We start from the raw sequence: 21340 nt of genomic DNA, 5'->3' as shown, positions 1-21340 counted from the left end.
GGAAATAAAATGAACAGTAAAAAAACTCAGCTTTTTGACCGTAAACTCGTTCGTCAATCGATTATTGATGCGATAAAAAAATGTACACCGCAAGCTCAATGGCGAAACCCCGTCATGTTTGTGGTCTATATCGGTAGTCTTATTACCACGCTGTTATGGCTAGCGATGCTCACCCATTATAGTACTGGGGATGCTTGGTTTAGTGGCATGATAACCTTATGGTTATGGTTTACTGTCTTATTTGCTAATTTTGCTGAAGCGCTCGCAGAAGGGCGCAGCAAAGCACAAGCGGCTAGTCTCAAAGGGGTTAAGAAACTCAGCAGTGCGGTACGTCTTGCTAACCCTAGCTTGGATGCCCCGCAAGAAACCGTCAATTCAGACCAGCTACGCAAAGGTGATATCGTTTTGATCCGTGCGGGTGAAACCATCCCTTGTGACGGTGAAGTGCTTGAAGGCGGTGCCTCCGTCGATGAAAGTGCAATTACGGGGGAATCAGCACCCGTGATCCGTGAATCTGGTGGGGATTTCTCCTCAGTGACGGGGGGCACCCGTGTATTGTCAGACTGGCTGATCGTTGAGTGTACCGTTAATCCCGGTGAAACTTTTCTTGACCGAATGATCTCAATGGTTGAGGGAGCGCAACGTCGCAAAACACCTAATGAAATCGCACTGACTATTCTATTGACCGCGCTTACCATTATTTTCTTGCTCGCCTGCGCAACCCTGTATCCTTTTACTCTCTTTGCAGCAGAATATGCAGGTGCTGGCAATGCAGTTTCTATTTTAGTGCTGATTGCGCTATTAATTTGTTTGATCCCAACCACCATTGGTGGATTACTCTCCTCTATTGGTGTTGCAGGGATGAGCCGCATGCTAGGTGCGAATGTCATCGCCACCAGCGGACGTGCGGTTGAAGCTGCTGGGGATGTTGATGTGCTATTACTGGATAAAACAGGCACAATCACATTAGGTAATCGCCAAGCCTCTGCCTTTTTACCGTTATCAGGTGTCACTGAACAACAATTAGCTGACGCAGCTCAACTCTCATCGTTAGCCGATGAAACACCTGAAGGTCGCAGCATTGTAGTACTCGCGAAACAAAAATTTAATTTACGTGAAAGAGATATTCACGCCTTAAATGCCACTTTTGTTCCTTTTTCGGCAATGACCCGTATGAGCGGCGTCAATGTTGGTGACAGGATGATCCGCAAAGGTTCAGCCGATGCCATTCGCCGTTATGTTGAAGCTAATCATGGTAAATTCCCACTCGAAGCAGACAAGTTAGTCGAACAAGTTGCTCATCAAGGGGGAACTCCATTGGTCGTCGTAGATAACCAAACTGTTCTTGGTGTCGTCGCCTTAAAAGATATTGTAAAAGGTGGCATCAAAGAGCGTTTTGCTCAAATGCGTAGCATGGGGATCAAAACGGTAATGATCACTGGGGATAACCACCTAACGGCAGCCGCTATCGCTGCAGAAGCGGGTGTTGATGATTTCTTAGCAGAAGCGACGCCAGAAGCCAAATTAGCATTAATTCGACAATATCAATCGGAAGGCCGTTTGGTTGCCATGACAGGCGACGGCACCAATGATGCCCCTGCCCTTGCCCAAGCCGATGTCGCCGTTGCCATGAACTCTGGTACACAGGCCGCGAAAGAAGCGGGTAACATGGTGGATTTAGATTCAAACCCAACCAAACTGATTGAAGTGGTGCACATAGGCAAACAGATGTTGATGACTCGGGGATCGCTCACCACATTTAGTATTGCAAACGACATTGCCAAATATTTTGCCATTATTCCAGCCGCCTTTGCGGTAACTTGGCCACAACTTAATGCCCTCAACGTCATGCAGCTCCATTCACCAGCTTCCGCATTATTATCGGCGGTGATCTTTAATGCCTTGATCATTGTGTTTCTGATCCCATTGGCATTAAAAGGGGTCAATTATCGCCCTATGAGCTCACAATCGTTATTACAACGCAACCTTGGTATTTACGGCCTTGGCGGTCTGATCGTTCCTTTTGTTGGCATCAAACTTATTGACATGGTCATTAGCCTCTTTGGTTTATAAGGAATCAATTATGAACACGATCCGTTCATCCATTGTGGTATTAATTTTATTGGCGATTATAACGGGTGTCGCTTATCCTCTATTGGTTACTGGGCTCGCGAATGTTCTATTTCCTTGGCAAGCCCAAGGTTCACTCATCCAGCAAGAAGAGCGTGTTATTGGATCTACTTTGATTGGTCAAAATTACCAATCTGACCGCTATTTTTTCGGCCGACCTTCAGCGACTGCTGATTATCCTTACAATGCGTTAGCCTCAAGTGGGAGTAATCTTGCAATAAGTAACCCACTTTTAAACGAAGATTTCGCACAGCGTAGTCAACAGTTGAGGATGCAAAATCCAGATGCGGGACAAGCTATCCCTGTCGATCTACTCACCGCCTCTGCCAGTGGCTTAGATCCACAAATTTCTGTTGCGGCAGCACTCTATCAAGCACCGCGTATCGCAAAGAACAGACAGATCCCACTAAAAGCAGTAGAATCATTGATAGCGGCACAAACAGAAAAGCCACTCCTTGCCTTTATGGGGGAACCCGTTGTGAACGTGTTGCAACTGAACGTGGCATTGGATGAGTTTAAGCAGCAGGCCAATCTCCCTACTTACTGAGGTTAGTTATGGACAATCAAGATCCTGTACGTCCAAATCCAGATGAATTGCTGGCAAAAGCCAATGAAAGTGGTCGTGGCAAACTCAAAATATTTTTCGGCGCCTGTGCAGGCGTCGGAAAAACTTATGCGATGCTACAGGAGGCACAGCGCCTGCGGGCGCAAGGCCTAGATGTCTTAGTGGGGGTCGTCGAAACCCATGAAAGGGAAGAAACCGCCGCGCTCCTTGATGGTTTATCTCAGTTACCGCCGCGCCGCTTAAACCATCGAGGCCGTCGTATGAGTGCTTTTGATATTGATGCTGCTATTGCAAGGCACCCTGCTATCATTTTGATGGATGAGTTGGCATTTAGTAACCCAGCAGGTAGCCGCCATCCGAAACGGTGGCAAGACGTTGAAGAGCTTCTTGATGCGGGTATTGATGTTTTAACGACTATCAATGTGCAACATATTGAAAGTTTGAATGATATTGTGGGTAGCATTACAGGGATCCACGTACGTGAAACGGTTCCCGATCACATATTCGATGCCGCCGATGAAATCGTTTTAGTCGACCTTCCCCCAGACGATCTCCGCCAGCGCCTAAAAGAAGGTAAGGTCTATATCCCCGCACAAGCCGAGCGTGCGATCGAACATTTTTTCCGTAAAGGTAATTTGATAGCCCTTAGAGAGTTGGCTTTACGCCGTACTGCCGACCGAGTCGATGACCAAATGCGAGAGTTTCGCGATGGTAAAGGGCACGTTCCTGTTTGGCATACTCGAGATGGTTTACTGTTATGTATTGGTCACCATAATGGCAACGAAAAACTGGTGCGAGCGGCAGCAAGGTTAGCGGCAAAACTAGGCTCTGTTTGGCACGCCATTTATGTCGAAACACCAAAGTTACATCGCCTTCCTGAAGGGCACCGTAGGGCTATCCTTAAAGCGCTCCGCTTGGCTCAGGACTTGGGAGCCGAGACAGCAACGTTATCCGATCCTTACGAAGAAAAAGCGGTTTTACGCTATGCGCGCGAACACAATCTAGGCAAAATATTGGTAGGTCGGCGCACGAAGCGTCGCCGCTGGCTAGACTTTGGTACTCATACAAACTTTGCTGAACGTTTAGGCGCATTAGGCCCAGATCTTGATTTAGTTATTGTTGCACTCGAGGAGAGAAATGATTGGGTTAAGGAGCCTGAACGTAAGCCTTTTTCTGAAAAATGGCGGAGTGATGTTAATGGGTTTTTAGTGGCTATCGCTATCTGTACGGTGATTACCCTGTTTTCACGTACTTTTTTGCTGGCCCTCGATAAAGCCAACCTTGTTACGCTGTATTTACTGGGTGTTGTATTAGTCGCGCTTTTTTATGGGCGTCGCCCATCCATCTTTGCTGCGCTAATCAATGTAATTAGCTTTGACCTCTTTTTTGTACAACCCCATTTTTCACTCGCCATTATGGATATGCAGTACTTGGTCACCTTTACCGTCATGCTAATTGTTGGTGTCGTGGTCGGGAATCTAACTGCGGGTATGCGATATCAAGCGAGGATCGCGCGCTACCGTGAGCAACGAACTCGTCATCTATATGAAATGACAAAAGAATTAAGCCGAGCACTCACAGAGCAAGATATTGGTAAAACTGGCTATCACTTTATCAATAATGCCTTTCAAGCAAAAACCTGTTTATTGTTACCAGATGAAAACAATCAGCTCTCCCCTTTGTTATGTGAAGGTCATAGCCCTATGCAAATTGATCAGGCTATTGCTAAATGGAGTTTCGAGAAGCGGCAACCTGCTGGTGCGGGGACAGATACCCTCCCAAGTGTACCTTATCAATTACAACCCATTACAACCGCCGATCAAACACTGGCTGTACTCGCCATTGAACCCAACAATCTCCGTCAGTTGCTGATCCCTGAACAGCAGCGCATGTTGCAAACTTTTACAGGGCTGATTGCTAGCGCTTTAGCGCGTTTGCAATTGTCAAAGCAAGCGGAAAGTGCAAAATTAGATATTGAGCGTGAGCAGTTACGAAATTCGTTATTAGCCGCATTATCTCATGATCTTAAAACCCCCTTGACGGTGCTGTTTGGTCAGGCGGAAATTTTGACCTTGAATCTGAGCGCTGAAAATTCTCCTTATACTGAGCAAGTGAATCAAATGCGCCAGCAGATACTGAGCACCTCACGTTTAGTTAACAATTTATTAGATATGGCACGGCTGCAATCCGGCAGTATTCAACCTAATTTTGAGTGGCAATCACTGCAAGAGATCACAGGCAGTGCGGTTAGAACCCTTGATTACACCTTGCATAGCCACCCTCTATCTATTGATATTCCTGCCAACTTATTGCTCTATTGCGATGGCAATTTAATCGAGCGCGTATTAATTAACTTACTGGAGAATGCGACTAAATACAGTGATAAAGATACCCCGATGGGAATTTGTGCTCAAATAGAGGATAATCAAGTACATATTGAAGTTTGGGATGCGAGCAACGCTATCCCTGATGGGCAGGAAAAAATCATTTTCGATAAATTTTCTCGCGCCCAAAAAGAGTCGGCTATTCCCGGTGTAGGCCTTGGGTTAGCAATTTGTCGAGCCATTATTCAATTGCATGATGGCAACATTTGGGCCGAAAATAATAAAAAAGGTGGAGCTAGCTTCCACTTTGTTCTACCTTTTAAACAACTTCCAGATATTGAAGAGCTAGATAATTATTGTGAATCCCCATCAAATACTGATCATTGAAGATGAAAAAGAGATCCGTCGCTTTGTCCGATTAGCTTTGGAGGGGGAAGGCTGGAAAGTTTTTGAGGCGGAAAACCGTCATCGGGGGTTAATTGAAGCGGGAACTCGCCAACCTGATCTGTTAATACTGGATCTTGGCTTACCGGATGGTGATGGCTTAGATCTGATCCGTGATCTGCGCCAATGGAGTAGTATCCCGATCATCGTTCTCTCCGCTCGCGAAGAGGAGTCACAGAAAGTCGCGGCATTAGATGCCGGAGCAGATGATTACCTGACTAAACCTTTTGGTGTTAGCGAATTACTTGCAAGGGTCAGAGTCGCTTTACGTCGCTTCGGTAAAGTCACTCAAGAAAACGCAATATTCCAATTTGGTGATGTCACAATTGATTTTATCAATCGTCTCGTCACCAAACAAAATGAAGAGTTACATCTCACCCCTATTGAGTTTCGCTTGCTCAGTGAACTCGTAGCAAACAGTGGCAAAGTTCTAACGCAACGCCACCTATTGTTACAAGTTTGGGGGCCTAATTATGTTGAACATAATCATTACTTACGTATTTATATGGGGCATTTACGCCAAAAACTGGAAAATGATCCCGCTCGCCCTATTCATTTATTAACGGAAACGGGGATTGGCTACCGATTTATGCCATAACCTCTTATTCTCAGATTATTTCCTCTAGCTGCTGTAAAGTGACTCGCTATAATCTTCCTTATATCAAATTAAGGAGAGCAAATTTTGCAATCAAACATGACTTATCTAGTCCGCCGTTTTTCTACTGTCTTCGTTTTATTATTAGGTCTGTTTGTGGCCACACAAGCACTGGCACTAAGCCCTGAAGAACGCACGCGCACAGAAGCACTGTTAACCGAACTAGGTAAACAGCAGAATTTAACCTTTACCCGTAATGGCTCTGAGCACAGTGCAACCGATGCGGAGTCTCATCTACGCTTAAAGTTAAGCAAAACACACAAACGCTTGAGCACCACTGAACAATTTATTGATAACGTCGCGTCCAAATCCTCTATCACAGGTGAAGAGTATCAGGTCAAAGACAGCGAAGGGAAAGTCACTTCCGCGAATCAATATTTACATCAATTACTAAAAGAAAAAGTGGATACCCAAAAGCCTTAGTCTTGGTGATATCGGCTATTCTCCCATAAAAAAAGCTTCAGTGGCTGAATATAGCCCTGAAGCTTTTTTATTATACCTAACGTGTGCATCGAGCCATAGGAAAACCCTATAGACTCGACACACACAAGGGGGCAATTATTGTTTCTCTATCTTCGCCCAAGTATCGCGCAAGCCTACCGTACGGTTAAACACCAGTTTATCTGCGCTGCTTAAACGGTTATCTGCACAGAAATAGCCTTCTCGTTCAAACTGATATGGCTTATCTGTTGCAGCTTCACGCAAGCTCGGCTCAACAAACCCGTGTCGAATAACCAATGATTCTGGGTTAATGACCGATAAGAAATCTTCTTCCGCCGCTGGGTTTGGTACGGTGAATAAACGGTCATATAAACGAATTTCAGCAGGTAGTGCGTGCGCTGCGCTAACCCAATGAATAACGCCTTTCACCTTACGACCATCGGCAGGGTCTTTATTTAGGGTTTGTGGATCATAGGTGCAGTAAATCGTTGTGATGTTCCCTTCTGCATCTTTTTCCACGCGCTCTGCTTTAATAATATAAGCATTACGTAGGCGAACTTCTTTACCTAACACTAAACGTTTGTATTGACGGTTAGCCTCTTCGCGAAAATCTGCGCGATCAATATATAACTCGTTGCTAAACGGCACTTCACGAGTTCCCATCTCAGGTTTATTTGGATGGTTAGGTGCGGTCAAGATCTCTTCGCCTTCTGGCATATTTTCAATGACTAGGCGTACAGGATCGATCACCGCCATCGCACGCGGCGCGTTTTCGTTAAGATCATCACGAATACATGATTCCAGCGACGCCATTTCCACGTTATTGTCTTGCTTAGTCACGCCAATACGCTGACAGAATTCGCGAATAGATGCAGCGGTGTAACCACGGCGACGCAAACCCGAAATTGTCGGCATACGCGGGTCATCCCAACCATCAACTAATTTATCTGTCACTAATTGGTTCAACTTACGCTTAGACATGACCGTATATTCAAGGTTTAAGCGTGAAAACTCATATTGACGTGGATGGCAGTCAATCGTGATGTTATCAAGCACCCAATCATATAAACGGCGGTTGTCTTGGAATTCCAATGTACACAGTGAATGTGTAATGCCTTCTAATGCATCGGAAATACAATGCGTGAAGTCATACATTGGGTAAATACACCATTTATTACCTGACTGGTGGTGCTCTGCAAATTTAATACGATACAAAACGGGATCACGCATAACGATAAAAGGTGATGCCATATCGATTTTTGCACGTAAGCAAGCTTTACCTTCTTCAAAGCCACCCGCACGCATTTTTTCAAATAGCGCTAAGTTCTCTTCAATACTACGGTCACGATAAGGGCTATTTTTACCCGGCTCTTTTAGAGTGCCACGATATTCACGAATTTGCTCTGGGCTCAGTTCATCCACATACGCTAAGCCTTTGTTGATAAGCTCAATAGCGTATTGATATAGAATATCGAAATAATCAGAAGAGTAGTGAACCTTACCGCTCCATTGGAAACCTAGCCACTGAACGTCTTCTTGAATCGAGTTGACATATTCAACATCTTCTTTGACTGGGTTGGTGTCGTCAAAACGTAAGTTACACTGACCCTGATAATCCTGCGCTATACCAAAATTCAGGCAAATTGATTTTGCATGACCAATGTGTAAATAGCCATTCGGTTCAGGTGGGAAACGTGTATGCACCGAAGTGTGTTTCCCGCTCGCCAGATCTTCATCAATGATCTGACGGATAAAATTTGTTGGGCGAGTCTCTGCCTCATTCATTGTCATCATTCCTCAATGCCAAAAGCGCGTAATAGCAAAATATATTCTACCATAATCTGTCAAGAAACAACCGTTTGATCAACTATGTATTGATTAAACACATATTGCCCTGTATTTCGCACCTGAAACAATGATATTAAAGCAATACATTAGGTTAATAGCATAACACTTAACACAATAAGAAGGAGCAGTGGATAACTTTGAGCATGGCGCTTATCGCTCAAGTATGGCATCAATAAACTGGCAAAACGAATTCCTAGCCATGATGTCACAATCAGAATTAATGCCCCCTTGATATAAACCATCCCAATAAAGCCAGCACCTAATTGAACATGTTCCGTTAACGCAAAATAAAAGTAGGTCAACGTTCCTGTTATCGCCATCGGTAATGTTAGTGGGTTCGCAAACGCAGCAGCTTGGATCATCGTCGCCCCACGACGTCGCATTAGTGGCACCGTCATCACACTCCCCCCCACACCGAGAAATGCAGCAACCGCCCCTATGACTAAACCAATAGGTATATCAGCAAAAACATCGCCGCCTGAAGGCGTTATGCCCTCAGTGTGTGTTTTCATAAACCCGGGTCTTATCAGGCAATCTAAAATCGTAATAACAAGATAGCCAATAAAGAGCCAACGGATCCATTCACTATCAACAGAGAGCGCAATAAAAGCCCCCAAAATACCGCCTAAAGAGATAGGAATAATAAACGGGCGAATAATGTTCCAATTTAAATGACCTTTCCGATAATGCGCCCTACTTGATAGTGAGGCAGAGAAAATCATCACGCAGGTTGAAGTTGCGACGGCAATTTGCATCGCAACTGCACTTGCTTCGCTCTCTGGCCCCCACACCAAGGTAATGAGTGCATAGAGTAGAGGAACCGTAATAAAGCCCCCACCGAAACCAAAAAGTGCCGTCGTGATCCCAGAAATAAAACCAAAAAGACAAAGTAGTAGAGTCACCAATACATCTCCATTCAAGATAACGTTGTTATCTTATTGTGAAGAGCCGTGATTAACTTACGCATAACGGACAATGTGTTTTGAAATTTCGCCAAATTTAAGGGAATAAAAAAGGGAGGCTTACGCCTTAATGTTGATCAGTTAAGAACTAAATAATAGATTGAATGATCCTACAGTTCTGCAAAAATACGTAATCATCCGAAGATTACAGATTTTTTATGTTACTTAGCCAAGCTTTCGAGACTGTTCTGGCTTTCTCGCCAAAAGAATTTACAGCCCTTTCTGACCTCCTTTCCGCTGAACTCATTGACGAATGTCTCTTTTTCGTTCTCTTTTCATGGCTCAACTCGTTTTTCATCTCGATATTGTTTTACCGAGCAACCGACCTTACGTTGCACCAAGTGCCGTTGTTCAGGCTCGGCAACGGTTAGGGGAAGATGCCGTTCGCAAAGTATTTGAAAAAACAAGCCAGCTCTGGCTTGATAAACTGCCATTATCACACTGGAACGGATTAACTTTGATGGCTGTCGATGGCACATTATGGCGGATACCAGATCCCCGCTATGGGTATCTGATGCTGCATGGTTTGCTCAGAGGTGAAGGCCGAGTCCAGAACCGTAAACGTACATATCGCCTCTACATCGAGGAAGGCTTGCAGGTCAGGACGAAGAAGCGCAAGAAGCTAACCCAGTCAAAGCAGCCCATGGAAGTACCAACGGCTCCCAATTAACGTTGGTCTATGGCCTTTGTTTCAGACCAACTCAGCAATGGTCGGTGCTTTCGGGTACTGAATGTCGTGGATGATTATTCGCGGGAAATGGTCGGTCAATTAGTCTCTGTGGCCATCAGTGGCAGGCAGGTCGCCAGATCCTTGGACCAATTGATGGAAGAACGAAGCAAACCCAACAAGGTTACCTGCGATAATGGGACCGAATTTACCAGCAAAGCGATGTTTTTTTGGAGCAAGGAAACCGGTATAACATTGGGCTTTATCCAGCCAGAAAACCCCACGCAAAACGCCTTTGTGGAAAGCCTGAATGGTGAATTCAGAAATAAATGTCTGAACCCTCATGGGTTCAGAACTTTAGACGAAGCCAGATACGAAATCGAGCTATGGCGTGAACACTACAACCATGTTCGCCCACATAGTTCACTGAACGATATGCCGCCTGTTGCGTATGCCAAGCAAGTCACTTCACAAGCTTATTCGCGGTTGGGATATATTTATCAAGAAGGAATTGGCGTAAAGCGTAACCTCGGAATATCAGGACAATATTTTATTCAGGCAAATGTAGCGAATACGCTTAATTCATTAAAAGGAAATAAATTTGACTGTGATATTTACAAAAATTGAGAATTCACAATAATTTGAATACTTCTAAATGTTTTTATGTGAGTCCAAAATCCTCAATGGTTTTAGATTCAGACTCACACTATTCACACTATGGCTTCGTTACATTGGTTTTCTGGTTTATATACATTTCCTTTTCTGAAAGAAAAATCAATACAATAAAATAAATGAATGAAATAACACCGATAACAATCGAAATCCAATTTAATCCAACTAGTGTATAAAAGTAATTAGATACTCTATTCAGTAAGAACATAATGAAACAGATAGCGATAGGATACCGATAGCCAATACTGCGCAATCGCTGGATTTCCAGTAATGAAAAAGTACAATAAGCGAGACCATAAATGATCAGAATAACCAAACCATAGGCAAATGAAATAGAAAACCCCAAATCCAAGTCAATACTTTTTGATAGGGCCTCATGAGTGTATCGATAATTAGCGCTTACAAATAAAGAATTAACCACCTTAATTGATAATGTCAATAAAATTGCAGTTAAAATATAATAACAAAAAAATGAAAGTGACTTTCTTTTAGTATATAAAAATGCGGTACCTATTTTTCCTTCAGTCATAACTTCCTTATAATATTGATTGAGTGTGAAATTTTAAAATTTAGGCCACCCAGTGAATATAAAATCATTACCAACATACAGTGGTGGCTCTGGAGGTGTATTTACTTCAGGTTCATCTGGCGGAAAATCCCCAGAGAGTGGTTCCATTAAACGAATATAAAAATAGTGATAATTTATTCCCTCTGCGCGCTGTATATCGTGGACAAACCAACTATAGAGCTCATTTGAAACAGGAACATATGATATCGGAAATGGCATATTATCATATCCCGCCGTGCCACAGTCGATATAGTATTGTGCCCGACGTTTAGCGGGCCAGTATATTTTATCAAAAATTTCAGGTGGAACAGGGCTAAGCTTTCGTGTTTTGACTTGCCATGCCATTTTTGCTACTTCAGATAACCACCCCCAATCTTTCTTCAATAACGCCATTTTTTCAGAAGCACCGAACGCAGCTTGTCTAGACTTAGCTGAAATATTAAAACCACCTTGATGTGAACCTGCGGATAATAATTCGGCTTTCTCTTGCTCCTCTAATTTTCGTAGCTCATTTTTATATTCATAATGCTTCTGACCTAACCACGCAAAATAACTGTCGAGGTGAGCATTCAAGGCCGTAAATGTCAATTTTTTTAATGGAATGCCTGATTGATAATAATCTACCCACTCTGTTGCCTTTTTTCCTTCCACCTTTTGTTCATCTTGGAAATAAAGCCACGTATCAAAATCCATTTCGCGCAATGCATCGAGTTCAGGAAATGGAACTCCAGCATGAAATGCGGCTAAATGCATTTTATTTAAGGCGACTTTAGCGAGTTCTTCATTGGGCTTTTGTTCATTATTTCTTAATCCCCCGCCGATATCCTCACTGCAACCGGGTAATAGCTCTTCCTGATGATGTTCCCCACTTCTGCCCGTTAAATAGAGACAACGCCATTTGCGTTTTTCATGGGCAGCTACCAAATGTAAAGACTTTTTAACTATTGTAGGCAGCGGTGTCATATGGTCAATATATTTACGCCCTGCAACCATAGTAATTAATGAGTCAATAGCAACTTCCGTTACCTTATTACTTTTTGCCGGAAGTGTTAGTATATTTAATCCATAATCTAATCCGTTATCCTCACTTTCAGGCGTGTCACAAGAGCAATCGAATAGTCCCACAAAAGGAATGTCAACCCAAGCACCACCGTGAACGCCCCCGTAAAAATAGAGACCGGTATCATAATTTTTTTGGCAAATTTGGTTAACTAACACACCGATAAAGTATCGGGCTAGTGTCGCGCCCATATCAAAGCCAAACACAGAAACTGATATGCGATGAAGTGGAATGTCTCCCGTCTCTTTCGCTGCTTGGTAAGCCTGTTTAATGACTTCTTTTAAATCATTAATCCGCGTTTCAACACCAGTCACAAAATTATAAGCAATAAACTCGTTATCTCTTAAAAAAGGTGTTCCTCAATGCCTTTTTTGCTTATTTTGGCTGTATAATCGATAAGAGTCTCTCCCATCAATTTCATTTGACCTTTGGGAGACAATAATTCTTCAATATCTTTAACACCACCTTCCCCAAATAAAGAATCAATGCCAATATCTTTAAACGCATCAATCTCAGCACTGATAATTTCATCCAATACCTCATCTTTAAAATCACTATAGATTTCCGATGCGACTTGACTGGCTTTTTTACCCGCTAGAGCTTGATAAGGAGTCCCTAGACCGGAAATATAAATTCTACTATAGGTATCGGTTTCTGTATTGAAATCATTATTTTTATATATTGCATATAGTTTTGCTATATTGCTCAATTTTTCATCTTATTTATCTTTTTCTAAGTTCCGGCCAACACCATCAAAAAATAAGCCTATATGTAAAGTCCGTGAACAATTCCCCAATTTACATTCTTGTGCTTGCTTTGCTTTGTTTGTTGCTGCAATGATCGAATCAGTACTAGCTCGTTTATCATTATTCATTATGTGTACCCTCAATTTCTTTACTTGAGCTAAAAGGGTTATATGAAGATGAGTTTTTATTATTCCATTCTAGTTTAATTGTATTTTCTGGTAAAAAATGAACATGTAATGTATCGTCCCCTTCTTTACGCTCAGGTAATGGTACCTTAATTTGATAATTTTCAGAACGCATTCCTGCGTCATATTGTGAACCTTTGACACCTAATCGCCACTTTATTACAGCTATTTTTCCTTTTATTATTCCGCAGCATGTCATTGCACCTGAACCATAGGCATAGGGATTGTATTTATAAGCGGGTGCATTCCCCCCCATAATGTTATTTAAACTAAACCATGAAATGGGCCTGTTTTGCCAATTATGAGTAACTAAAGCGACCTCTTTATTATCTAATGCATCATTTGCACTTGACTTTGATGCAAACAAAACAGATAGCCCAATTAAAAATGCAAATAAATACAACTTGAACCTCAGTAGCCTTTCGTGATTTTGTTGAATCCATGTCATGTTTTTCTCCTATATTTAATTTTATTGCAATATGCTTGTTAGTTAAATCAATAATTTCATATTGAGCTAAATAATAAATATTTGCTTTTTCATTCAGTGAAAACCCTTACTCGCCCAGCTCCATCAAAAAATAAACCCCGTTCTGTCTTTTGTCCAAAACCATAAAGTCAGCGCAAACCCCATAAACAAGATAATCAATAACACCACTAACCAGCGACGCGTATTGGGACGTGGCACTTTTGCGGCAGCAGGCGGAATGGTATTGAGCCAAACAGGCATGTCAGCCTACCTTGGCGGGCGAAAAGGAGCTGATTAAGGTACAGCCACAACCGCATTTATGCCCCTGAAAAGCGACAGGGATACCGTTATCGAGGTAGTTAGGATTACCTTCAATGATGGTGGTCGGACCGTGTCTTTTTTTGGGCAAGAAACCTGATCGCCTTTACGTGCCACCCCAATGCCCCCGAATTTCATGGTATCAAAGCCTGTCAGCACGGTGCCACCGTGGGTGGTTTTATCGCCTTTACGAATAATTTGTTGCATGGTTTTAGTCCTTTAAGATTTCAGCTGGTTAATAGCCCGTTTCTTCAATAAGTAATAAGTGCGTTTGTATCTTCATTTCTTCAAATAAATAGGTTGATGACTCCATCTCTTTTTCCGCAACTATTTTAACTCTCTTATCAGTCATCCATTGATAATCAAAGGTTTCATCGCCTTTCGTTTTACTCTCGATTTAGATAGCTTAGATTTTTAGTGGGCAATTTATTTTTAAGTCTAGCATGTCGATAATCATCGAGGTTTATTAATGTGTTATAAGCTTGTGATAGGGTTTGGCTAGGAAAATAATAGGTATATTCTAAAGTACCGTCATATTCCTTTCCTTCGTCTAACTGTCGGCAATAGGATGAAAATGTTGCATTCTTTGATTGAAGTTGCTTTGTTTCAACATTATGATTACTGGCAAATGCTTGTAGTGGAAATTTAATATAAAAAGGATTTGGATAAATTTTATTAGTAAAAATTTTAATGGTAGCGCAATTACATTGTTCATGTTAGTTCTCTGGTTATAATAATTCGATTTATCGTTCCCCTTCAAAATAAATGAGTTAATGCATACAGCCTAACGCGCTTTCTTTATCACAATCAAGAATGTTGAATAATTCATCTAATTTATCGACCTTTATTTTATTGCAATCAAAATTATATTCTTTATTAACACTCAAGTCTGTCACTTGTAACCCGCTATTATATTGGCCATCTTCGTAATTTTTATATATTGCGTAACCCATATTGTTATTTGAGTAAGTAACCCTGTAATACTCAGTATTATACCTAGAATAATAATTATATGAGAAGCCCTTACTCTCCAATAATTTAGAAGACTGCTCAATAAAAATAGAATCGTTATTTTTCATTGTTAACTTTAAATTTTCACCAACTAACGCCAAGTTAATTGAGCCATTTTCAGTTGCACATTGAAAGAATATTTTATTATTTGAGAAAGCACTTAAAGGCAGCAACATCATAAGAAACATTTTTTTAAATTTCATGACTATTATCACTTAGTTTTCTACTAAGTCAGTAATATCAAAGCATAATCACCATTAAGTTTAATTGATAAAATGTTGTATTTTTTTATCATCACGGCATTGTTTGATTTTAAGCAGATCAAAAGAGTATATCTTTATAATTGTTTTTGATTTATTATCAACCTCTACAGATAAACAGGCACACCTGACACCATAGTTACCGTTAGTGTAAATTATTTCTGAAGGGTCAATAGAATTATCAATAATTTTTTCAATTCCTTCCGATTCACGCCCTCCTTGCTGAGATATACTCCACTCAGCATCACGATCGATAAGCCAAAGATTTCCTGGTGTAGGATTATCTAACCAGCCACAACGAATTTCTTGCCCATGTACAGAAAATTGTATAAATAGAAGGAGACATATAAAATAATTTTTTTTCATGCTAATAAGCCATTATTTAGTTTTTCCAAGTAATCCTCTGCAAAGCCTTTTATTTGATCTGCTTGATCTAATCCATTGATACACTTTCTTGCATTATAAAAATCAGTTTTAGACTCATTAATATAATCGGTTATTTTCTTACCTGTAAATTCACCATATTTAAAACCATCAATTAAAATAAACAATGAATACTCTGGATTTAATGCTAAATCTGGTTCATTAACCATGTCGACATTTAGTTTTTGTGAGTATTTCTCATAATTGTATTTCCATGTTATCTGTACATAACCTCTACCATAATATGGGTAATACCTGAATTTTTTCTTTCTATATTCATCACTAACCGTTCTTCCTCCGTAATTTCCTTCTCGTACAGGCTGAAATGCATCCCCCGTCTCTCTTTTTACAGTTGCTAAAATGTATGCTATTTGTGTGTTTAAAGAAATTCCCTGATTTTTACACTCACTAATAATTGCATGGATCGTGCCTTCTTTAGTTGAAAAATCATACTTTTTACTATGGAATGAATCCAAAAACACCAGCGGATGCATATGCCACACTTCAGGACCAATTTTTTCGTTAGTCACATCCTGCATCCAAACCATACTATCGAGAAACTCTTCGCTGTAAGAACGCCATAAGGGAGCCTCTTCACTCAGCATGTTTAGAAAATTTTGCCATACACTATCGTTTTTTTGTAATACCAATCACTAGGGTGTTTGACAATAGTTTTATTCACGATATGGGAAAACATGGGGTTATGGAAAGCGCGACGGTATTCTTCTGGATTGTAGTGCTCCGTTGCACTGCCTTTGATTTTATTAATTAAACGTTGATAATTATGGGCAATAATCCCTTTTTCAGGGCGTGGTGACACTTTAGCTTCAGCCAAAATAGTATCAAATATCGCACTGATATAAGTGGCTTTGGGTTGAATGTACCCGTTTAAATAATCAAACGTTTTTGTTTCACTGGTTAAGGCCCTAAAGCCTATTTTCTCTAAATCATAACGCGACAGAAAAAGCGCATGTTGGGTAATATTTTGGTATTCCGCTTGTTTTGTTTCATCGGCTTGAATTTCTTCAACACGCTTTATCAGTGAGCCGATTTTATCTTTATCTGTGTCACTGATATCAATCTGTTTTGGAAAATACCCTAAATGCTCGGGTAAAAAATAGTATTTTTGCTGTTGTTTGTCCGTTTCGACTTTTATCCACTTTTGAATCTTCTTAAATTTTCAGATGCGACTCTATCCGCTTCACTATTTAATAAGATTATTGATTTTTCTAAATCGACCATTTAACTCACCACTTTATTTATATAAATTTTCTTTTAAAAAGATTCTACTGAGTCAATTTTCCAGCCATTTAAATCTTTCGATAAAGTAATGAAATATAGTGAGCTACAGTTTTTTTCACCTAAAATAAGCTTTAGCTTTGCTTTATCATTTGACACTTCGATATATTTTACATTTATATTTTCCAACCAGTCCTCACAGATGGCTTGGGCGTCAATATAATAGTCCCGATCTATATCACTTGCGTTTATTTCACGTCTTAATCGTAGTGTCACATAAGTATTGGTACTGAGCAAGTCAAACAACGGTGGAAACGTATTTTCGAGGTCGTCATGGACATAGGCAGGAATGGTCGCGAGATCATGCTCTAACGAAAAGGTTAATAAACTCCCCGCCAAACGGGTCAATTCAGCCCAAATGATTTCAGGGTGGCGCTGTGGATAGCTTTCATAATTCATGAGAACATTAGCATGGGAGTTTAAGGCGTTTAACAACCAAAATAAGGAAACATCAGCGACGGCAAAATCAGCTAAACGTTCATTGCTCTCACGGCGCATGGACATCAGTCGTTGGCAACGGGAGCGTATTTGGCGATTCAGCAAGGCTAATCGCTCTTATAATTCTCGGCTTGCTGAAAATTGCGTCATGGAGGGGAATAAATGTTCTATCTATTGCCCAGCCACCTTGACCATCACGAGTTAGGCGTGCAATAGGACACGTTTGCCACGCATCATTATTTTCATGCTGAAAACGGACAGCAATATTAAAACGGGCAACTGCCATGGATTCATCATCCTGACCAAACACATCCGGCACATTCACCCACTCTTCCTGATAACGAAGGGAACGTTCAGAAAAGCCCCCTTTTTTCTGAACATTGATGCTCCCTTGTTGAAGGAGTGGCAAGGCCAGCACCAGCACCAGCACAATGCTGTCAGTTTGAGATAACGCGGCGGAATTTAACTCTCGGGGCTCTGGAGTGATATCACTGACTTGGGTATCTATTAACGCCCCATCCGGCAGCCATGCCCTTAGTTGATGAACTTGTAAACGACCTGACGACAAAAGTAACTCATCCAATTCAACTTTTTCCACTCCCCAGTTAAAGGGAGAGAATAAACTGGAAACACCTTGGTTAGTGAAAGCCTCCCATTGCGCTTGCTGTTGAAATTGTTGCGGAGAGAGCAATGCGCCTTCATTCCATAATGGGCGGTAAATTTTCATTCGATGAGCCTTTTATTTAAGCAAAGGCAATTGGCATTATGATTCATTTTCCCGAAACAATTCGGCGGCGAGGTGATGTATTCACTCAAATTTGGAAAGTAAAGCATTTCTGATGTTTTGATACGCTACCGCCCTTAGCCGTCACCCAAGGCTCATAAGGTTAAAATACGCTAATACTGTCCTGACAAATCAATCCAAATTAATAAAAAATGGCACTTAAAAATAACCCGTGGCCCATCAAATGATGAATGCAATTGATGGACCGCTTGAATCTAAACGTCCATATCCTAAATATAGTGCTAAAATTATAGGAATTAAGGATTAAGTCAGCAATTATTTTTATCAATTTCTCTTATGTAACCACAAATACGCATAGTGAGCATTATTAACTAGCTGAACTAGACATAAAATGTATTGTAAGGTAACAGAATGAAATAATCTGGAGTGAAGACGGACTTAAGAAGCCATGCTGGCGTATTCAAGGCTGTGTTGTATGTTATCAATTAGAAAGGTAATGTAAGGGAATTTAATGGTTGATACCTATTTTATGTGTGAAAAATGTTTCTTTCCGGTTTGTCACTGCGATGCTGACTGTCATGAGTAGTCTCATTGTCACGTGAAGAGCATAAGAATAGTTGGGATATTATTCTTATGCCAAATCAAGCCGCCAATTTGCAGTATGGTTTCGGCTATACTTTATTGTTATAGATAAATTAGTTGTTAATTATCCATAACTTAGTGATTTTATCTTGAATTAATGACCATAAGGCCACTTTGCGATGATGTTTTGCATGGAGCATTGAAAAATAGCTCAATGCTTCTGTTATCGATTCTTCTGTGTTTATTGCGATACTGTAATCAAAACTTTTCTTTAAATCCGAAATCGCATACGCATAATAGCAACTTTGCGCGGTGAGGTGAGTATCGCCCCTTCAGTAAGGCAACGACGAAGTATAGTGGCAGCCCTTATATAGCCCTGAGTATATAAATAAAAAAGGGAGGCTTACGCCTCCCTTTGACTCTGTCAATAACTGATTAGCAAACCACTATTTTAGCACGTTGTAGATCACGGTTTCACCCGCGGTCACATTTCCGTTAGCTAAAATTTCAACACCAGCAAAATCATCGATATTGCTGATAATAACAGGGCTGATCATCGATTTAGCGTTAGCTTCTAGGAAAGCGATATCCAACTTCAGAATTGGTGTACCGGCTTTCACTTCACTACCTTCTTCCACTAAACGCGCACAACCTTCACCTTTTAGAGCAACAGTATCGATACCCATGTGAACAATTAACTCAACACCATTTTCTGTTTCTAAACAGAACGCATGGTTAGTTTCGAAAATTTTCACGACGGTTCCTGATGCTGGTGCAAGCACCTCATCACTGGTTGGTTTAATGGCAATACCATCGCCAACGATACGACTAGAAAAAGCTTCATCTGGCACATCATCAAGGGAGTACACTTCACCACTGACAGGTGCTACCAGTGAAAGAATTGTTTCACCTTTTGTTTTCACAGGCTCGGCTATCTTGGCTTTTTCAGTTTCTGTTGCTGAAGCAGAAGCTGCAATTGGGCCTTTCGCAATCACTTCTTTCATCGCCGATGCGACCAGTTCAGCACGTGTACCTACAATGACTTGCACGCTTTGTTTATTCAAACGAATAACCCCTGAGGCACCAAGGCGTTTAGCCATCGCATCATTAACAATACTGGAATCTTTCACATTCAAGCGAAGACGAGTAATACATGCGTCGATACCTGTAATATTGTCACTTCCGCCGACAGCTGCGACATATTGACGGGCTTCTTTCTGAATATCACTATCTGTGCTATCAGCTGAGCTCAAGTTTTCATCATAACCGTCAATTGTTTCATCACCTGCACTCACTTCGCGACCTGGCGTTAACAGTTTGAACTTGGTGATCATAAAACGGAAAACAACATAGTAAATACAGAAGAAAACGAGACCTTGAACAATCAACATCCACCATTGCAGCGCAAGAGGGTTACGTGATTGCAGTAACATATCCACTAAACCTGCACTAAAGCCGAATCCTGAGATCCACTCCATTGTGGCAGAGATATAGATAGAAATACCGGTTAATAAGGCGTGGATCACATACAGTACAGGCGCCACAAACATGAATGAGAATTCAAGTGGCTCTGTAATACCTGTAAAGAAGGCAGCAAAAGCACCCGCAAGCATAATACCTGCAACTTTGGCTTTATTTTCAGGACGAGCGCAATGGTAGATAGCCAAAGCAGCGCCTGGTAGACCAAACATCATAATAGGGAAGAAACCAGCTTGATAACGTCCTGTGATGCCTGGCGTCGCTAAACCTTCTTCAATTGACTTCGCGCCACCGAGGAAGTTAGGAATATCGTTAATACCTGCAACGTCAAACCAGAATACAGAGTTCAAGGCATGGTGCAGACCAACTGGGATTAATAAACGGTTAAAGAAGGCATAGATACCTGCGCCCACTGAACCTAAATCTTTGATACTTTCACCGAATGAGACTAATGCATTATAAACGACTGGCCATACGTACATTAGAATGAAAGCAAGGATAATCATTAAGAAAGAAGTCAGGATTGGAACCAGACGACGTCCACTAAAGAATGATAACGCTTTAGGTAATTCCACCCCGCTATAACGGTTATACAGCTCAGCCGAGAGCACACCGACCAGAATACCCACAAACTGGTTATTAATCTTATTGAAGGCAGCAGGAACGTTTTCAAGCGGAACATTCATAATCATGGAGTAAGAAGCTGGTGAACACAGCGTTGTCACCACTAAGAACCCCACAAACCCTGTCAGCGCCGCTGCACCATCTTTATCTTTCGACATACCATAGGCAATACCAATGGCAAACAGCACAGACATATTATCAATAATAGCTGCGCCTGATTTAATAAGTAACGCTGCGATTGCACTATTGGCGCCCCACCCATCTGGGTCAATCCAATATCCAATCCCCATAAGGATTGCGGCGGCTGGCAGTACAGCCACAGGCACCATCAATGCCCTGCCGATCCGCTGTAAGTAGCTAAGAATATTCACGAACTCCCCCTTTAAAGCCCTATTATTGCCCCATTCACAGGATCTTATTGTACATAC

The 21340-nt window shown here is 41.4% G+C and carries 18 protein-coding genes and 4 pseudogenes; 7 read left to right on the top strand and 15 right to left on the bottom strand.

Annotation, left to right across the window (positions count from 1 at the left end; all coding sequences use genetic code 11):
• Positions 1-9 precede the first annotated feature (9 nt).
• From kdpB to PSE69_RS12020, 5 genes are all read left to right on the top strand, one after another.
• Complete coding sequence (kdpB, locus tag PSE69_RS12040; RefSeq protein WP_004917733.1) at positions 10-2073, top strand: potassium-transporting ATPase subunit KdpB; 2064 nt, start codon at positions 10-12, stop codon at positions 2071-2073.
• Between the two features lie 10 nt (positions 2074-2083).
• Positions 2084-2677 (top strand): potassium-transporting ATPase subunit KdpC, encoded by a 594-nt coding sequence (kdpC, locus tag PSE69_RS12035; RefSeq protein WP_014657757.1) that lies wholly within the window; start codon positions 2084-2086, stop codon positions 2675-2677.
• Positions 2678-2685: 8 nt separating this feature from the next.
• Entirely contained in the window at positions 2686-5406 is a 2721-nt protein-coding gene (gene kdpD, locus PSE69_RS12030; protein WP_036943513.1) for a two-component system sensor histidine kinase KdpD, read from the top strand.
• The gene (gene kdpE, locus PSE69_RS12025; RefSeq protein ID WP_004917729.1) at positions 5378-6061 is read left to right on the top strand and encodes a two-component system response regulator KdpE; all 684 of its coding nucleotides are present in this window, start codon (positions 5378-5380) and stop codon (positions 6059-6061) included. The genes kdpD and kdpE overlap by 29 nt, the downstream gene beginning before the upstream one ends.
• Before the next feature lie 84 nt (positions 6062-6145).
• Positions 6146-6541, top strand: coding sequence for a DUF5329 family protein (locus tag PSE69_RS12020; RefSeq protein ID WP_223854703.1), 396 nt, complete (start codon positions 6146-6148; stop codon positions 6539-6541).
• A 135-nt stretch (positions 6542-6676) separates the two neighbouring features.
• Here the strand turns inward: PSE69_RS12020 and glnS are convergent, their stop codons facing one another.
• Both glnS and PSE69_RS12010 read right to left on the bottom strand, forming a co-directional pair.
• A complete protein-coding gene (gene glnS / locus PSE69_RS12015) occupies positions 6677-8344 on the bottom strand; it encodes a glutamine--tRNA ligase (RefSeq protein WP_014657755.1) in 1668 nt (555 codons plus the stop codon).
• 149 nt (positions 8345-8493) lie between these two features.
• The gene (locus PSE69_RS12010; RefSeq protein ID WP_121874608.1) at positions 8494-9309 is read right to left on the bottom strand and encodes a sulfite exporter TauE/SafE family protein; all 816 of its coding nucleotides are present in this window, start codon (positions 9307-9309) and stop codon (positions 8494-8496) included.
• Between the two features lie 218 nt (positions 9310-9527).
• Here PSE69_RS12010 and PSE69_RS12005 point away from each other — a divergent pair.
• Positions 9528-9743, top strand: a pseudogene (locus PSE69_RS12005) (transposase domain-containing protein); the annotation flags it as partial.
• Positions 9744-9865: 122 nt separating this feature from the next.
• A pseudogene (locus tag PSE69_RS12000) lies at positions 9866-10501 on the top strand (IS3 family transposase); the annotation flags it as partial.
• 250 nt (positions 10502-10751) lie between these two features.
• Here the strand turns inward: PSE69_RS12000 and PSE69_RS11995 are convergent.
• The 13 genes and pseudogenes from PSE69_RS11995 to nagE all read right to left on the bottom strand — a co-directional run bounded on the left by PSE69_RS11995 (position 10752) and on the right by nagE (position 21283).
• Positions 10752-11237, bottom strand: a complete 486-nt coding sequence (locus PSE69_RS11995) for a hypothetical protein (RefSeq protein ID WP_004917717.1) — start codon at positions 11235-11237, stop codon at positions 10752-10754.
• 33 nt (positions 11238-11270) lie between these two features.
• Positions 11271-12650: a DUF2235 domain-containing protein gene (locus tag PSE69_RS11990; protein WP_121874609.1), complete on the bottom strand. Its 1380-nt coding sequence runs from the start codon at positions 12648-12650 to the stop codon at positions 11271-11273.
• Positions 12651-12679: 29 nt separating this feature from the next.
• Positions 12680-13045 (bottom strand): hypothetical protein, encoded by a 366-nt coding sequence (locus tag PSE69_RS11985; protein WP_183124488.1) that lies wholly within the window; start codon positions 13043-13045, stop codon positions 12680-12682.
• Between the two features lie 9 nt (positions 13046-13054).
• Positions 13055-13210, bottom strand: a complete 156-nt coding sequence (locus tag PSE69_RS11980) for a hypothetical protein (RefSeq protein ID WP_014657747.1) — start codon at positions 13208-13210, stop codon at positions 13055-13057.
• Positions 13203-13715, bottom strand: coding sequence for a DUF3304 domain-containing protein (locus PSE69_RS11975; RefSeq protein ID WP_014657746.1), 513 nt, complete (start codon positions 13713-13715; stop codon positions 13203-13205). The genes PSE69_RS11980 and PSE69_RS11975 overlap by 8 nt, the downstream gene beginning before the upstream one ends.
• A 123-nt stretch (positions 13716-13838) precedes the next feature.
• Positions 13839-13994 (bottom strand): hypothetical protein, encoded by a 156-nt coding sequence (locus tag PSE69_RS11970; protein WP_004917708.1) that lies wholly within the window; start codon positions 13992-13994, stop codon positions 13839-13841.
• A 1-nt stretch (position 13995) separates the two neighbouring features.
• Positions 13996-14258 (bottom strand): annotated as a pseudogene (locus tag PSE69_RS11965) (PAAR domain-containing protein).
• 563 nt (positions 14259-14821) lie between these two features.
• Complete coding sequence (locus PSE69_RS11960) at positions 14822-15265, bottom strand: hypothetical protein (RefSeq protein WP_004917703.1); 444 nt, start codon at positions 15263-15265, stop codon at positions 14822-14824.
• A 60-nt stretch (positions 15266-15325) separates the two neighbouring features.
• A complete protein-coding gene (locus PSE69_RS11955) occupies positions 15326-15688 on the bottom strand; it encodes a DUF4087 domain-containing protein (protein ID WP_004917701.1) in 363 nt (120 codons plus the stop codon).
• Positions 15685-16350 carry a glycoside hydrolase family 19 protein gene (locus PSE69_RS11950; protein WP_004917699.1) on the bottom strand — a complete coding sequence of 222 codons (666 nt, stop codon included), beginning with the start codon at positions 16348-16350 and terminating at the stop codon, positions 15685-15687. Before PSE69_RS11950 ends, PSE69_RS11955 begins: the two co-directional genes overlap by 4 nt.
• Positions 16351-16352: 2 nt before the next feature.
• The gene (locus tag PSE69_RS11945) at positions 16353-16580 is read right to left on the bottom strand and encodes a hypothetical protein (RefSeq protein WP_076914344.1); all 228 of its coding nucleotides are present in this window, start codon (positions 16578-16580) and stop codon (positions 16353-16355) included.
• 692 nt (positions 16581-17272) lie between these two features.
• Positions 17273-18209, bottom strand: a pseudogene (gene tssK, locus PSE69_RS11935) (type VI secretion system baseplate subunit TssK); the annotation flags it as partial.
• Between the two features lie 1046 nt (positions 18210-19255).
• Positions 19256-21283 (bottom strand): N-acetylglucosamine-specific PTS transporter subunit IIBC, encoded by a 2028-nt coding sequence (gene nagE / locus PSE69_RS11930; RefSeq protein ID WP_014657737.1) that lies wholly within the window; start codon positions 21281-21283, stop codon positions 19256-19258.
• Positions 21284-21340: the final 57 nt, after the last annotated feature.

Source organism: Providencia sp. PROV122, from assembly GCF_028482365.1.
GTDB classification, from domain to species: Bacteria; Pseudomonadota; Gammaproteobacteria; order Enterobacterales; family Enterobacteriaceae; genus Providencia; species Providencia stuartii.
Note: the sequence above shows the minus strand (reverse complement) of the source record. Positions and strands in the feature narration are given on the sequence as shown.